General features: G+C 68.1%; 16 protein-coding genes and 1 pseudogene. 7 read left to right on the plus strand and 10 right to left on the minus strand.

Annotated elements, in window-relative coordinates; genetic code table 11:
• Positions 1 to 109 precede the first annotated feature (109 nt).
• Genes ACZZZN_RS11525 through ACZZZN_RS11535 form a run of 3 tightly spaced genes read left to right on the plus strand, consistent with a single transcriptional unit; the run spans position 110 to position 5,959 of the window.
• Positions 110 to 745 (plus strand): hypothetical protein, encoded by a 636-nt coding sequence (locus ACZZZN_RS11525; protein ID WP_463505282.1) that lies wholly within the window; start codon positions 110 to 112, stop codon positions 743 to 745.
• Positions 735 to 4,664: a Pls/PosA family non-ribosomal peptide synthetase gene (locus tag ACZZZN_RS11530; RefSeq protein WP_463505283.1), complete on the plus strand. Its 3,930-nt coding sequence runs from the start codon at positions 735 to 737 to the stop codon at positions 4,662 to 4,664. Before ACZZZN_RS11525 ends, ACZZZN_RS11530 begins: the two co-directional genes overlap by 11 nt.
• Positions 4,661 to 5,959: a M1 family metallopeptidase gene (locus ACZZZN_RS11535; RefSeq protein ID WP_463505284.1), complete on the plus strand. Its 1,299-nt coding sequence runs from the start codon at positions 4,661 to 4,663 to the stop codon at positions 5,957 to 5,959. Before ACZZZN_RS11530 ends, ACZZZN_RS11535 begins: the two co-directional genes overlap by 4 nt.
• Positions 5,960 to 5,996: 37 nt before the next feature.
• Here the strand turns inward: ACZZZN_RS11535 and ACZZZN_RS11540 are convergent, their stop codons facing one another.
• The 7 genes from ACZZZN_RS11540 to ACZZZN_RS11570 form a co-directional block, all read right to left on the minus strand.
• Positions 5,997 to 6,620 carry a 4'-phosphopantetheinyl transferase family protein gene (locus tag ACZZZN_RS11540; protein ID WP_463505285.1) on the minus strand — a complete coding sequence of 208 codons (624 nt, stop codon included), beginning with the start codon at positions 6,618 to 6,620 and terminating at the stop codon, positions 5,997 to 5,999.
• A gap of 50 nt (positions 6,621 to 6,670) precedes the next feature.
• On the minus strand, positions 6,671 to 6,970 hold the full coding sequence (locus tag ACZZZN_RS11545; RefSeq protein ID WP_463505286.1) for a Dabb family protein: 300 nt from the start codon (positions 6,968 to 6,970) through the stop codon (positions 6,671 to 6,673).
• Complete coding sequence (locus ACZZZN_RS11550; RefSeq protein WP_463505287.1) at positions 6,967 to 7,257, minus strand: glutaredoxin family protein; 291 nt, start codon at positions 7,255 to 7,257, stop codon at positions 6,967 to 6,969. The genes ACZZZN_RS11545 and ACZZZN_RS11550 overlap by 4 nt, the downstream gene beginning before the upstream one ends.
• Entirely contained in the window at positions 7,254 to 7,556 is a 303-nt protein-coding gene (locus tag ACZZZN_RS11555) for a rhodanese-like domain-containing protein (protein ID WP_463505288.1), read from the minus strand. The genes ACZZZN_RS11550 and ACZZZN_RS11555 overlap by 4 nt, the downstream gene beginning before the upstream one ends.
• An 80-nt stretch (positions 7,557 to 7,636) precedes the next feature.
• A complete protein-coding gene (locus ACZZZN_RS11560) occupies positions 7,637 to 7,735 on the minus strand; it encodes a 30S ribosomal protein bS22 (protein ID WP_003792170.1) in 99 nt (32 codons plus the stop codon).
• Positions 7,736 to 7,882: 147 nt separating this feature from the next.
• A complete protein-coding gene (locus ACZZZN_RS11565; RefSeq protein WP_053098849.1) occupies positions 7,883 to 8,074 on the minus strand; it encodes a helix-turn-helix domain-containing protein in 192 nt (63 codons plus the stop codon).
• Positions 8,075 to 8,226: 152 nt separating this feature from the next.
• Positions 8,227 to 9,159 carry a TetR/AcrR family transcriptional regulator gene (locus tag ACZZZN_RS11570; protein WP_463505289.1) on the minus strand — a complete coding sequence of 311 codons (933 nt, stop codon included), beginning with the start codon at positions 9,157 to 9,159 and terminating at the stop codon, positions 8,227 to 8,229.
• Positions 9,160 to 9,267: 108 nt separating this feature from the next.
• Between ACZZZN_RS11570 and ACZZZN_RS11575 the strand changes: the two genes are divergently transcribed.
• On the plus strand, positions 9,268 to 10,149 hold the full coding sequence (locus tag ACZZZN_RS11575; protein WP_463505290.1) for an ATP-binding cassette domain-containing protein: 882 nt from the start codon (positions 9,268 to 9,270) through the stop codon (positions 10,147 to 10,149).
• Entirely contained in the window at positions 10,146 to 10,970 is an 825-nt protein-coding gene (locus tag ACZZZN_RS11580) for an ABC transporter permease (protein ID WP_463505291.1), read from the plus strand. The genes ACZZZN_RS11575 and ACZZZN_RS11580 overlap by 4 nt, the downstream gene beginning before the upstream one ends.
• Positions 10,971 to 11,148: 178 nt before the next feature.
• Here ACZZZN_RS11580 and ACZZZN_RS11585 read toward each other — a convergent pair whose 3' ends face one another.
• Positions 11,149 to 11,565, minus strand: coding sequence for an ArsR/SmtB family transcription factor (locus ACZZZN_RS11585; RefSeq protein ID WP_463505292.1), 417 nt, complete (start codon positions 11,563 to 11,565; stop codon positions 11,149 to 11,151).
• Between the two features lie 103 nt (positions 11,566 to 11,668).
• Between ACZZZN_RS11585 and ACZZZN_RS11590 the strand changes: the two are divergent.
• Together ACZZZN_RS11590 and ACZZZN_RS11595 are read left to right on the plus strand one after the other, a co-directional pair.
• Positions 11,669 to 13,098 (plus strand): annotated as a pseudogene (locus tag ACZZZN_RS11590) (TrkH family potassium uptake protein).
• Entirely contained in the window at positions 13,091 to 13,762 is a 672-nt protein-coding gene (locus ACZZZN_RS11595) for a potassium channel family protein (protein WP_047520565.1), read from the plus strand. Before ACZZZN_RS11590 ends, ACZZZN_RS11595 begins: the two are co-directional and overlap by 8 nt.
• Positions 13,763 to 13,780: 18 nt before the next feature.
• On the opposite strand, the gene ACZZZN_RS11600 is transcribed toward ACZZZN_RS11595, so the two are convergent.
• Entirely contained in the window at positions 13,781 to 14,068 is a 288-nt protein-coding gene (locus tag ACZZZN_RS11600) for a DUF1905 domain-containing protein (protein WP_463505293.1), read from the minus strand.
• 1 nt (position 14,069) lies between these two features.
• Positions 14,070 to 14,909, minus strand: a complete 840-nt coding sequence (proC, locus tag ACZZZN_RS11605) for a pyrroline-5-carboxylate reductase (RefSeq protein WP_463505294.1) — start codon at positions 14,907 to 14,909, stop codon at positions 14,070 to 14,072.
• Positions 14,910 to 14,916 lie beyond the last annotated feature (7 nt).

Here is a 14,916-nt window from a genome sequence, read left to right on the forward strand (position 1 = left end):
GGCGTATGACTGCGCCGGCGGAGGCCGCGGCACCGATTGTTCACCTTGCATGAGTATCCTCTGTGCCGAATGCCCGACCGGATGTTCCGGCGACAGAGGGAGAGCGATCATGGCGAAGAAGACCCCCGCACACCGCAACGCGGAAGCGGCCATCGACGCTGCCAAGGACGCGGCGAAGGACGCGAAGAAGCTGCTCAAGTCGCTTCCGAAGAAGTCCGCCAAGAAGCTCGCGCCTCTCGTCGAGGACGCGAAGGACGCGACGAAGGTCTCGAAGAAGAAGCTCGCCGACCGACCGAAGAAGGTCGCGAAGTCGGCCACCGCCGCCACCGAGCGACTCCAGGAGGCCGCGGCTCTGCTTCAGGCACCGAAGAAGTCCGCCACGAAGAAGGCCGCGCAGAAGAAGTCCTCAACGACGTCCACGCCCGATACGAAGGCCGACGCGAAGAAGTCCGCGCAGAAGACGTCTGCCACGACGTCGCAGCCCGCCACGCAGCCCGCCGGAACGAAGGCCGTCCCGAAGAAGGCCACCCCGAAGAAGGCCACACGCACGCCCGCGGTCTCGCCCGCTCCTCTCGCCGAGGCATCCGAGGCCGGCGCGCCCGCCACCGGGTCGACGGCCCCGGCACCCTCCTCCGACCTGAGTTCGTTGACGGTCATCGAGCTGCGGGCCCGCGCCCGTGCGGAGGGTCGCACCGGATACTCGCGCCTGACGAAGGCCGCTCTGCTCGACCTCCTTGCGCGCTGACGTGCAGGAGGCGCTCGACCGGGGTGCCGACGCGCCTCCTCCCCGCACGCTGATCGACATCCTCCGCGACACGACCCAGCGATATCCCGACGCCTCGGCGATCGAGGATGCCGACGGCGCTCTCAGCTACGCCGAGCTGCTCGCGCACGTCTGGCGTACAGCCGCTCTGCTTCGTGACAGAGGTGTGCGCCACGGCGACCGCGTCGGCATCCGAATGACATCCGGGCGCCGCGAGCTGTACATCGCGATCCTCGGAACCATGGCGGCCGGCGCAGCGTACGTCCCCGTCGACGCCGACGATCCTCAGGAGCGCGCGGACCTCGTCTTCCACGAGGCGCGCATCGCCGGCACGATCACCGATGCCGGATACCTGCCCACAGGTGCCGCTGATGCGGCCGGCCTCTTCGGCAGCGAGGCACCGCATCCGAGCACCTCCGCGATCCCGGTCGTCGCACCTCCGACGACCGAGGACGACGCGTGGATCATCTTCACGTCCGGCTCGACCGGGGTGCCCAAGGGCGTCGCCGTCTCGCACCGCTCGGCCGCGGCCTTCGTCGACGCCGAGGCGCGTCTGTTCCTGCAGGACGCACCGTTGGGCCCCGGCGATCGCGTGCTCGCAGGACTCTCCGTCGCCTTCGACGCGTCGTGCGAGGAGATGTGGCTGGCGTGGGGGCACGGCGCGTGCCTGGTGCCCGCACCTCGAGCGCTCGTGCGGTCGGGAGAAGACCTCGGCCCCTGGCTGCTCGGCCACGGGCTCACCGTCGTGTCGACGGTGCCCACCCTCGCCGCGCTCTGGCCGCAGGATGCGATCGAGAACGTGCGTCTGCTGATCTTCGGCGGCGAGGCCTGCCCACCCGAGCTGGTCGCCCGACTGGCCTCCGACGGACGCGAGGTGTGGAACACCTATGGCCCGACCGAGGCCACGGTCGTCGCCTGCGCGTCGTTGATGGACGGCACCGGTCCCGTGCGCATCGGTCTTCCGCTAGACGGGTGGTCGCTCGCCGTGGTCGCCCCTGACGGGCAGCGCGTCGCCGAGGGCGAGACCGGCGAGCTGATCATCGGCGGCGTCGGACTCGCCCGATACCTCGACCCCGCGAAGGACTCCGAGAAGTACGCGCCGATGCCCACCCTCGGCTGGGACCGGGCATACCGCTCCGGCGACGTCGTGCGCGTCGAGTCCGAGGGGCTGATCTTCCAGGGGCGCGCCGATGATCAGGTCAAGATCGGCGGACGCCGTATCGAGCTCGGCGAGGTCGAAGCGGCGTTGCAGGCGCTGACCTCGGTCTCGGCGGCGACCGTGGTGGTGCAGAAGACCGAGACGGGCATGCCCATACTCGTCGGCTATGTCGTCCCCGACGAGGGCTTCGACCGGCAGATCGCGCGCGGCGAGCTCTCGGAGACTCTTCCCGCGCCCCTGATCCCGTTGCTCGCGACCGTCGACGACCTGCCCGTCCGCACGTCCGGGAAGGTCGACAAGGCGGCGCTCCCCTGGCCGCTCGATTCCGGCGACGCGAACGATTCATCCCTGTCGGGCACGGCAGCCTGGCTCGCAGAGCAGTGGTTCGCCGTACTCGGCGTGCGCCCGGGCGACGAGGACGCCGACTTCTTCCAGCTCGGCGGCGGGTCGCTTGCGGCCGCCCAGCTGGTCTCTCGCCTGCGCACCCGCGCACCCGAGTTCACGATGACCGATGTCTACGACCTGCCGCGCCTGCGACAGATGTCGGATGCCGTCGACGACGAGGCCGATGACGAAGACGCCGAGGAACGGGTCTTCAGCCAGCCGGTCCCGACCCCTCGACGGATGCAGTGGGTGCAGACGATCGCGGGCCTTCCCCTGTTCGTGTTCACCGGCATCCGATGGCTGCTGTTCCTGCTCACCGCGAGCTGGATCCTGCGACTGACTCCGGGCTTCGAGTTCCTGCCCGACGTTCCGGTGTGGACGATCATCGTCGGCCTGCTGATCTTCGTCACCCCTCTCGGCAAGATGACGATCGCCGCGGTCGCCGCGCGCCTGCTGCTCGCCGGACTCCGCCCGGGCGACTATCCGCGCGGCGGCGGCGTGCACCTGCGCCTCTGGCTGGCCGAGCAGATCGCCCAGCAGGTCGACCCGGTGGGGCTCGCCGGAGCACCCTGGGTGGTCTACTACGCACGGGCGCTCGGTGCCCGCATCCACAAAGACGTCGATCTGCACACGGTCCCGCCGATCACGGGGATGCTCGACATCGGCTCCGGCGCATCGATCGAGCCGGAGGTCGACCTCACCGGCTACTGGATCGACGGCGACACCGTGCGCATCGGCGGCATCCGCATCGGGGCCGATGCGACGATCGGCGCGCGCAGCACCCTCGCGCCCGGGACGAAGATCGGCCGTGGTGCCGAGATCGCGCCCGGCTCGGCCGTGTTCGGGCGGGTCCGATCCGGGCAGCGCTGGGCCGGGTCGCCGGCGGCGCGCGTCGGCGGAGTCTCCCGGCCGTTCGCCGACGGACGCCCGCCGAGCCGCACCCGGTGGCTGTGGGCGTATGCCGCGTCGTCGGCGTCCCTCGGCGTCCTCCCCATCGTCTCGCTCGCCGCCGGGGCCTGGGTGCTCGCACTGGGCATGCGCGGGGCCGACTCCCTGATCGCCGCTGTTCCGAGCATCCTGGCGCTGCTGGTCCCGGCCGTGCTGCTCTCCGGATTCGTCTTCGCCGGTCTCGTGCTGATTCTCGTGCGGGTTCTCGGAGCGGGTCTCGCCGAGGGCGTCTACCCCGTGCGCTCGCGGATCGCGTGGCAGGCGTGGACGACCGAGCTCCTGCTCGACTCGGCCCGCACCTTCCTCTTCCCGCTGTATTCGAGCATCGCGACCCCGCTCTGGCTGCGCGCTCTCGGCGCCGACGTCGGCCGCGACGTCGAGGCGTCGACCGTGCTGCTCATCCCCAAGCTCACGACCATCGCCGACGGAGCGTTTCTCGCAGACGACACCATGGTCGCGACGTACGAACTGCAGGGCGGATGGATGCGACTGGGCACCGCGCGCATCGGCAAGCGCGCTTTTCTCGGCAACTCCGGCATGGCCGCGGGCGGGCACAATGTGCCGCGCGACGGACTGGTCGCCGTGTTGTCGGTCGCTCCCCCGAAGGCGAAGGCGGGCTCGTCGTGGCTGGGCTCACCCGCGGCGCGGCTTCGCCGAGTCGTCAACGACTCCGATCTCGAGCGCACGTACCGGCCACGCGCAGGACTCCGCCTCGCGCGAGCCCTGTGGGAGCTGTGCCGCATCATCCCGGTGTTCGTGACCTGCACGATCGGACTCGCGGTGATGCTCACGCTCGCGGCTGTGGTCGAGGCCTGGGGGCTCGGATGGGCAGTCATCGTCTCGAGCGCCGTGATGCTCGCGGCGGGTGCGTTCGCCGCCCTGATCACCACCGCCGCCAAGTGGCTGATCGTGGGTCCGATCCGGGCGGGCGAACACCCCCTCTGGTCGAGCTTCGTCTGGCGCACGGAGGTGTCTGACACGTTCACCGAGATGGTCGCCGCGCCCTGGTTCGCCAACTCCGCATCCGGCACTCCCGCACTCGCCATCTGGTTGCGCACACTGGGCGCGAAGATCGGTCGAGGCGTCTGGACCGACAGCTACTGGCTGCCCGAGCCCGACCTGGTCACGCTCGGAGACGGCGCCACGGTGAACCGCGGATGTGTGGTTCAGACGCATCTGTTCCATGATCGAGTGATGAGCATCGACGCAGTGACCCTCGAGAACGGTGCGACCCTCGGTCCGCACAGCGTGATCCTGCCCGCAGCGACCATCGGGGCGGATGCCACGGTCGGGCCCGCGTCGCTCGTGATGCGCGGTGAGTTCGTGCCCGTCGGCAGCCGGTGGAGCGGCAACCCCATCGGCCCGTGGCGCGCGGTCAAGGTGCGCTCGTACCAGGCCTCGAACTCATGACCGTCGACCCCTACACCCCGCACAGCGGCGATCGACGCTACGGGGTGCTGCACTACGACCTCGTCATCGACTACCGGGTGACCACGAACCGCCTCGCGGGCACCGCGACGATCACTCTGCGGATGCAGGAGTCGGCCAAGCACATCTCCCTCGACCTCGTCGGCCTCAAGGCCACGAAGGTGCGGGTGAGCGGTGATCGGTCAGCATCGTTCCGGCAGGACGAGCGGCGCCTCAAGGTGCTCTTCGGCGGCGAACGGCAGAGCGGACAGGAACTCACCGTCACGGTCGACTATTCGGGCGCCCCCTCGCCCCGCCGCACCCGGTGGGGACTCCTCGGATGGGAAGAACTCGAAGACGGCGTGCTGGTCGCGTCGCAGCCGACGGGCGCCCCGACCTGGTTCCCCTGCAACGATGTCCCGTCCGACAAGGCGACCTACCGTCTGGAGTTCACCGCCGATCCCGAATACACGGTCGTCAGCGGCGGCGCCGCCACGCGGTCGACGCAGCGCGGTCGCACGCGCTGGACCTTCGATCAGCCGGTGCCGACAGCGACATATCTGATGACGGTGCAGATCGGCCAGTACGACGACGACAGGGTCGACCTCGACGGGACTCCCGGTCGTCTCTTCCACCCCCGGGCGCTCGCGTCACGCGTGCGCGCGGACTTCGCCGCGCTGCCCGAGATGATGACGACGTTCGTGGCGGCGTTCGGCCCCTACCCCTACGAGTCCTACAAGGTCGTGATCACTCCCGACGTCCTCGAGATCCCGCTCGAGGCGCAGGGCATGGCGATCTTCGGAGCCAATCACGTCGACGGGATCGGCGGCAGCGACCGCCTGATCGCCCATGAGCTCGCGCACCAGTGGTTCGGCAACAGCGTGGGCGTCGCGAGCTGGCAGGACATCTGGCTGAACGAGGGATTCGCCTGCTACGCGGAGTGGCTGTGGTCCGAGGCGTCCGGCGGGCCGACGGCGCAGGCGAAGGCCCAGGCTCATCACGCTCACCTGCGCACGCTCCCTCACGACCTCGTGCTCTCAGACCCGGGCCCGAACGACATGTTCGACGATCGCGTCTACAAGCGCGGTGCCCTCGCGCTCCACGCATTGCGGCTGACGATCGGCGACGCGGTCTTCTTCACGCTCGTGCGCGAATGGACCCGCCGCTTCGCGGGGCTCGCCGTGACGAGCGATGACTTCCTCGGCGTGGTCGACGAGGCGGCCGGCGGCCCGGCACGGGCGCTCGTGCGCGCCTGGATCGACGAGCGCCCGCTGCCCGCGCTCCCCCGCACTATCTGAAGGCGACGGCGTCAGATCGGGATTCCTGCGGTGCCGCTCAGCCGATCGCGATGCTCAGCACGTGACCTGGCGGACCGACGAGAGTGACGACGTCGATCGCGGAAGCCCGTTCGGGGAGAACTGCTGACCACACGGGCGAATCGGAATCCGGCGAGGGCGGATGCAGCACCACGGCATCCGGGTCGACCGCGAAGCCTCGCCCATCCGCCTTGAGAGCCGCCTCGATGCGGGTCCATCCTGCGAGATCCGGCGCGAGCCCGTTCGCGAAGAGCGCTGCCACCTCGGCGACCCGGGCGGACGAGGCCACTGGTTCGACGTCGACGCCGACCGTTCCCGGCCCCAGCCGCACCGCGACCACGACGAGGTCGTCGGAGTGGCTCACACTCATCGAGACCCCGGCGGTCGTCGGTCGGCCGTGCGGAGCCCCGCACCGGTCACACCGGCTGTCGAGGATGACCTCGTCGACGCCGGTGAGCCGACGGACCCGGTCGCGGATCAGAGCCCTGCCCGCGAGGAAAGCCTGAGCACGGGGCCCGTCGAGCTGGTGATATCGGTCGACCTGCGGCTGGCCCATCGCCGCGAGATCGAGCTCGGTGAACCCGTCTGGTTCGGAAGGATGCGCCCACGCGACGGTCGCATCGCGCCAGGTGATCTCACCCACGCCGTCTCCCGGCCCTCATCCCATCAGGGTTCCGGACGAGGATCAGCGGCTCAGACCTCGAAGTCGACGGCCACACGCGATGCGACGACGGACCGCACATAGGCGACGACCTCTTCGTGGGCCGGATGCACCTGGTACTCCTCGAGCGCGGCGACGGAGTCGAAGTCCGCGACGAGCGTGACATCCCAGTTCGTGTCGGGGTATGCGCTGTTCGCGCCTGCCGAAATGGAGCGCAGCTGCGGCACGACTCCGTCGAGGGCGTTCAGCCTGCGGGCGACCTCCGCTGCCTGCTCCGCGCGCTCATCGGCGTCTTCCGCGGCGAGCTTCCAGGTGACGACGTGACGGATCATCGCGAATCCTTCCTCAGCGCGTCCTCCTGGACGGCCTCTTCGAGCGCTTCACGCAGCCGGTCGGCCGACAGGCGCCAATGGGCATGCAGCTCTCCGTCGATGAGGACGACGGGGATCTTCTCCCACCACAGCTCGTAGAGCGCGGGGTCGTCATTGATCGACGCCTCGACGACTTCGATGCGCTCCGCTGCTGCATCCGGGAGCTCGGCCACCACCGCATCGATGATGTCGGATGCGACATCGCAGAGATGGCAGTCGGGCTTGCCGATGAGCGTCAGCGTGGTCACGCCGACGGCACCTCGACAGCGCGGCCCTGAGCGATCCACTCGCCGGTGCCGCCCTCGACGTTGGTCGCGTCGTAGCCGCGGCCCTCGAGCGCCTCGACGACCCGCGCCGATCGTCCGCCTGCCTGGCAGATGACGTCGAAGGACTCGGCGGGCAGCTCGTCGAGCCGGTTGCCGATCACGGACATCGGGATGTTGACCGCACCCGGAACGTGCCCTGCAGCGAACTCGTCCACCTCGCGGACGTCGATGAGCGGGGTGTTCGAGCGCTCTGCGAGCTCGGTGACGGTGATCGACTTCATGGCATGCTCCTGCGACGAGTGGGAAACCGGGGTAGAGACACAAAGCGCCCGTCCGGAGACAGGCGCTCGTGTCTGGTCGCTTACTTCTTGTTGCGACGCTGGTGGCGAGTCTTACGAAGCAGCTTGCGGTGCTTCTTCTTCGCCATGCGCTTGCGGCGCTTCTTGATGACAGAACCCACGGAAACCTCACTAAGTCAGTGGCTGGGCGTCGCACGGTGACGGACACCCGGGTACGGGCACGGAAAATGCCTCGGATCAGTCTAGCAAATCGAACGGGCCTCGCTGTCACCATGTCTGCGACGGGGCGAAGCACTCGCTCGGATCGGCTAGCCGACGTCGGCTATGGGCCTCTGCAGCGCCTCCGCGACAGCGGACTCCGGCACGCGGAAGCTGCGGCCGAAGCGGATGGCGGGCAACTCGCCGGCATGCACCATGCGATACACCGTCATCTTCGACACGCGCATGAGTTCGGCGACCTCAGCCACCGTAAGGAACCGGACATCTGGAACCTCGGGCATCCCACGTACCCCTTTCTCGATTTGAGCACACTCTATGGGGAATCTGGGACGCCTGTAAACCCATGTGGCCCGTGTGATCAGTGAGGCTTCCACGGTTGAGAGCCGTGACACCGCAACGCCCTCGATGCGCGCGCACTCGGGACGCCCCGCAGTCAGTCCGATTTCCTCGCTCTCGCCGACCGCTCGCGCGCCTCGCGCAGAGCCTGCCGTTCGAGTCGACGCGCCGCTCGCAGCACCTTCTCCGCGTCGCGGACGGCCTTCCGGGCCTCTTTGAGGCGCCGATCGCCGGCCGCCTCCGCCGGGTCGAGCGCGATCCATTCGGTAGACGCCTCGTGGACGGCTCCGCGCTCGAGGGACTCGATGTACGTGGCGACGCCGTCGAAGACACGCTCGAGGGCGAACCGGAAGGGATCCTCGGGCGACGTGAACACGCCGTCGTCGATCGCACGTCGAAGCGCAGGAAACTCGTCCTCCGTGATCACGCGATCGTAGAGTTCCGACTCCCGCACCGCGACCTCGTCGGGACTGAGTCCGCTCCCTCGGGACTGCTCGGTGTACCCGGCCTGCACGATGCCGCACCACCGCGCGTCTCCGGTGACGGCGAGCGCCACCGCCATCCGCTCCTCGGCCGAGAGCGGGGTCGCTTCGAGAGCCTCGAGGCTCGCATCCAGCCACGCGGAGCTGTTCGGAGTGATCGGAGAGCCGTTGATCGGCAGCGAGAGCATCCACGGGTGTCGCTGGTAGAGCAGGACCTGCTCCCGGTACAGCGCGAGAAGGCGCTCACGCCAGTCCGTGATCTCGCGGACGGAGTCCGGGGGCACCCCGGTGGCCTGCTCCTGCATCAACAGCAGCAGGTCGTCCTTGGCGCTCACATACCGATACAGAGACATCGGGGTGAATCCGAGCGACGATGCCACGGCCGCCATCGACACCGCACCGATCCCGTCGGCATCGGCCAGCTCCACAGCAGCGTCCACGATCCGCTCGACGCTCATCTCGCGCTTCGGTCCGCGCTGCGGATTCGCCGCGACTCCCCACGCGAGAGCAATACCTCGAGGCAGTTCCGGGGGTTCGTTCTCGGTCATCCGGTCAGTCTACTTCTGTGTAGTACATAAACAGTGTGTTACCGTCATACACAGTTGCGTACGTCGCACACAGTTTTCAGACCTGGATGGAATCGAGAGGAATGCACGATGGATCACGCGATCGAAGTCCGCGGACTGCGAAAGAGTTTCGGCGACGAGCTCATCGTCCACGATCTGGATCTCTCCGTGTCGCGCGGCGAGATCTTCGCGTTGCTCGGACCGAACGGAGCAGGCAAGACGACCACGATCAACATCCTCACGACGTTGATCCCTGCGGATGCCGGCAGTGCGCGAATCGCCGGATTCGACACTCGGACACAGCCGACGGAGATCCGGCGTCGGATCAGCCTCACAGGTCAGGCCGCTGCCGTCGACGACGCGCTCACCGGCAGCGAGAACGTGGTGATGTTCGCTCGACTCGCAGGCCTCGGCCGTGCTGCCTCAGCACGGAGAGCAGCCGAACTCCTTGCACGGTTCGACCTGACCGAAGCCGCGGGTCGAGCCGTGCGGACCTTCTCCGGGGGCATGCGCCGGCGGCTCGACCTCGCGCTGAGTTTCGTCGTCACCCCCGAGGTGCTGTTCCTCGACGAACCCACCACCGGTCTCGACACGCGAAGCAGACGCCAACTCTGGGATCTGATCCGCACACTCGCCTCCGCCGGCACGACTGTCTTCCTCACCACTCAGTACCTCGAGGAGGCTGACCAGCTCGCCGATCGCATCGCCGTCCTGCACGACGGACGGATCGCGGCACTCGGAACCCCCGCCGAACTCAAGGCGAAGGTGGGAGGAGACACCGTCGAACTGCGTGACGGTCAGGGAGAGCTGGTGCGCGAGATCCCCACCGACGGCAGCGTGGCGAGCCTCCGGAGAGCGCTCGATCTGCTCGATCAGGACGGCGACGAGGGCGTCGTGTCGCTTCGACGTCCTACCCTCGACGACGTCTTCCTCGCCGTCACCGCGTCGCAGACCTCGAAGGAGCACGCATGAACAGCATCCTGTCCGCCCCGTCCGCTGCGGCACCGGCTCCGCGCCCCTCGCCCCGCCCGCGCCTGCGCGGCCTGACGGCGGAGAGCATCTTCGTCGGTCGGAGCCTTCGCCATTCGATGCGCGACGGCGAATCGCTGCTGATGGCGATCTTCCTGCCCGTCATGCTCATGCTCATGTTCACGTGGGTCTTCGGGGGCGCGATAGACCCGTCGGGCGCCTACGTCGACTACGTCGTGCCCGGGATCATCCTCACGTGTGCCGGATTCGGCGCCTCATCGACCGCGGTCTACGTCGCGAACGACATGCGCACCGGCATCATCGACCGGTTCCGCACGATGCCGCTGCGCGCGAGCGCAGTGCTCACCGGCCATGTCGTCGCGAGCCTTGTGCGCAACCTCGTCGCGACGACCATCGTCATCGGCGTGGGAATCCTGGTCGGCTTCCGCCCGGACGCCTCGTTCGCGGAGTGGCTGGCACTGGCCGGGCTGATCGCCCTCTACATCCTGGCGATCACCTACCTCTTCGCGGCGATCGGGCTCGCCGCAGGAAGCCCCGAGGGCGCGAACGGGTACGGGTTCATCCTCTTGTTCCTCCCCTACCTGTCGAGCGCGTTCGTTCCCGTGGCCAGCATGCCCGCGTGGTTGCAGCCGGTCGCAGCGAATCAACCGATCACTCCGATCGTCGAGAGCATCAGAGGTCTTCTCACCGACGCGCCAGTCGGCATCGACGCGGCGTGGGCCATCGGCTGGTGCCTCGCGATCCTCGCCGGCTCACTGTGCTGGGGAGCGTGGCTCTTCGGAAGGAAGGCCGCAAGAAGATGACCGAAGCGCGCAGGATCCCAGCGGAGTCATAGGCGGCACGCCGGGTCCGCTCAGAATCGTCTGGGACGCTGGGCGCAGGACCCACGATGGCACCATCTGGGTCCCCGCGGGCTGGGGCCCGCAGCCTCGCCCCCGACGACATGCCCCCCTGTCGCCGGGGGCGATGTGCGTGCGGCGATCAGGCGCCGAGGCGCTTGAGAGCGGTCGCCACGACGTGCTTCGCCGAAGCCGCCGCACGTCCGACGACCTCCGCGGCATGGGCGGCGCCGTCGGGCAGAGGCATGCCGGGATAGTCGATGTCCGGCGCGTCATCGCCGTACGCGTCCATGAGGAACGGCACGAGCCAATCGTCGACGGCACCGAGCGGCTCGACGGCGAGGCTGTAGAACCGGCGCTGCCCGTCTTCTCGCACGCTCACGAGCTCGGCCTCGCGCAGCACCTTCAGATGCTTCGACACGGTGGGCTGGCTGATGCCGAGATCGGCGACGATGTGGCTGACACTCGTTCCAGCGTCGCCTTCTGACGTGCGGCGCAGCAGGAGCTGGAGGATGTCGCGCCTCGTGCCGTCTGCAATCACGTCGAAGATGTCGGTCATGAGATCAGGGTAGTCGTCCCCGGCACGGAGTACCATGACGAAGGCTCGGCGGGAATGTCCGAGCGACCGCGCTCACGCGGAGGTCTAGGTGAAGGGGGATGCGATGTCGGGCCTCGTTTCGGCGTCGTCGCCTGGACAGCGACTGAAGAGCGCCGCGTCGTGGGGGAAGCATCTCATCACCTCGTCGCCGTCCCGCTTCGCGATCGTGATCTTCGCGCTGCTGATCCTCGTGTTCACCGTGCTGCTGTCGCTGCCGATCGCGTCTGCCACCGGGACCGTGACTCCCCTGGCCGATGCGCTCTTCACCGCCGTCTCCACCATCTGCGTCACAGGTCTCGCGACCGTCGACATGGCCAACCACTGGTCGCCCTTCGGGCATGTGCTGATCTTCGTCGGCGTGAACATCGGCGCCCTCGGCGTGCTGACCCTCGCCTCCCTCATGGGAATGCTCATCTCGAAGCGGCTCGGACTCCGGGCCAAGCTCATGGCCGCCGGTGACACGAACCCCATGCGGGCGCACGGCGGCGTGGTCAATGAGAGCCAGACCGTGCGGCTGGGAGAGGTCGGCCAGCTGCTCACGACCGTCGCCCTCTCGGCGCTCATCATCGAAGGCGCCCTCGCGATCCTCCTCTACCCGGCGCTCGTGATGGCCGGCGTCGAGCCGATCGCCGCGCTGTGGGAAGCGCCCTACTTCGCCGCGATGGCGTTCACCAACACCGGATTCGCGCCCAACGACGGCGGGGTGGCCGTCTTCGCCGACGACTACCTCGTGCTGTCGCTGCTGATGGTCGGAGTCTTCCTCGGCAGCATCGGCTTCCCGGTGATCTACACCCTCGCGAAGCACGTGTGGCACGTGAAGAAGTGGTCGCTGCACACCAAGCTGACGCTCGTCACGACCGTGCTGCTGTTCGTGCTCGGCGCCGCGGTGTTCCTGATCCTCGAGTACAACAATCCGAAGACGTTCGGATCGATGGATGCCGCCGACACCACCTTCCAGGCGTTCTTCCTGTCCGCCATGACGAGATCCGGCGGCTTCAACGTCATCGAGATGGACGACCTCAACGGGTCGTCGCTTCTCGCCGCGAGCATGCTGATGTTCGTCGGCGGCGGCTCGGCATCGACAGCCGGCGGTATCAAGGTCACGACGCTCGCCGTACTCGCCATCGCCGTGTGGTCAGAGGCGAAGGGCCGCCAGTCGGTCGAGGCCTTCGGCCGACGCATCCCCAGTGACGTGCAGCGCGTCGCGCTCAGCGTCGTCGCTTGGGGGCGACGATCGTCGCTCTCTCGACGATCATCATCTCCCAGATCACGAAGGCCGACATCAGCTACGTCCTCTTCGACGTGATCTCGGCATTCGGCACGGTCGGTCTCTCGACCGGCCTCACCGCGGAACTCCCCGATTCCGCGTCGTACGTGCTCGCGACCACCATCTTCATGGGGCGCGTTGGTACAGTGACTCTCGCCGCGGCCGTCGCCGCGACATCGCGAACGCAGTACTACTCACTGCCCGTGGAAAGGCCGATCGTTGGTTGAAGTCCTCCGGGGCGACGCTCCCGTCCTCGTCATCGGTCTCGGCCGGTTCGGTGCCGCCTGCGCAGGCGAACTCGATCGCCTCGACCGCGAGGTGCTCGCGATCGACGACAACCTCGAGCTCGTGCAGAAGTGGTCGGATCGCGTCACTCACACGGTGCAGGCCGATGCCAAGAACATCGACGCGCTTCGCCAGATCGGTGCGCAGGACTTTCAGGTCGCCGTCGTCGCCGTCGGGTCATCGATCGAAGCATCGGTGCTGATCACGGCGAACCTCGTCGACCTCAAGGTGCCGCAGATCTGGGCCAAGGCCGTCTCGCAGTCGCACGGCAAGATCCTCGCCCGCGTCGGCGCCAACCACGTGATCTACCCCGAGCGCGAGGCAGGCGAACGCGTCGCCCACCTGGTCTCGGGACGCATGCTCGACTTCATCCGCTTCGACGACGACTTCGTGCTCGCGAAGATGTACCCGCCGAAGTTCATCCGTGGTGTCGGCCTGAACGAGTCGGGCGTGCGCAGCAAGTACAAGGTCACGGTCGTCGGCGTGAAGAGTCCCGGAAAGCCGTTCCGCTACGCCGAGGCGAACACGATCGTCACCAACCACGACCTCATCATCGTCTCGGGCACCAACAGCGACATCGAGCGGTTCGCCGCCCTCGACCGCTGAGCGGAATCCGCTCGCACATCAGGCATCGATGTCGAGCGTCAGGTCGACGATGTCGTCGATCGTGATGCTCTCGCGATTCTGAAGGACCTTCTTGATGGGGACGATGTAACCGCCGTCCTTCGGCCAGAGCGCGGTGGTGACGGTGGTGCGACCGATGGTGACGGATGCGGGAATCATGCCCCACCCGTAGGTGACCATGCTCGCGACCTCGGCGATCATCTCGCTCTCGGCGGGCGGCACGGTGACGAAATGGAACGGCGCAGGACCGCGCCAGAACCAGATCGCTCCCGAGAACCGCAGCCGCATGTCACTCCCCCGCAGCGAGCTCCTTGGCGCGCACGATCGCGGCTTCCGCCCCGGCCGTGAACGCGTCCTCGAACCGGGCTTCCTGCAGCACGGCGATCGCGCGCTCGGTGGTGCCCTTCGGACTGGTCACGCGGCGACGAAGCTCTGCCGGGTGCTCACCCGACGCATCGAGCAGAGCCGTCGCGCCGATGAAGGTGCGCTCGGCCATGAGCCGCGCCTCGGGCTCGTCGAAGCCCATGCGCACAGCCGCTTTCGCGAACTCCTCGATCAGCAGGAAGACGTAGGCGGGGCCCGATCCCGAGATCGTGGAGAGGGCGTCGATCTGCGACTCGGGAACCTCGACCACCGCCCCGACGGTCTCGAAGAGTCGGCGGACGAGTGCGAGGTCTTCGCCGGATGCCGCCGCCCCGGCAGCGAGACCCGTGACCCCCTTGCCGACGGTGGACGGAGTGTTCGGCATCGACCGGATGACCCTGACGTCGGCGCCGAGGTTGTCGGCGAAGGTCTGGAGCGTCACGCCCGCAGCAAGGCTGACGACGATCACGTCGTCAGCGAGATGCGGTGCGATCTCGCGCAGCAGATCGGGCACCATCGCGGGCTTCACGCCCACCAGCACGATGCGCGCCGTCGCGGCCGCCTGCGCGTTTCCGTCGGGCTGCTCCGAGAGAGCGATGCTCGTCACACCCGCGAGGTCAGCGAGGGCCGCTGCCTTCTCGGGAGTGCGGTTCGTCGCGGTGATTCCACCGTCGACGCGGATGCCGGATGCGACCACCCGGCTGAGGATCGCGCCGCCCATCGAGCCGGCACCGAGAAAAGCGAGAGCGGGGAGAGAATCGGCCATATCGTCA

Source organism: Microbacterium sp. AC145 (genome assembly GCF_979258505.1).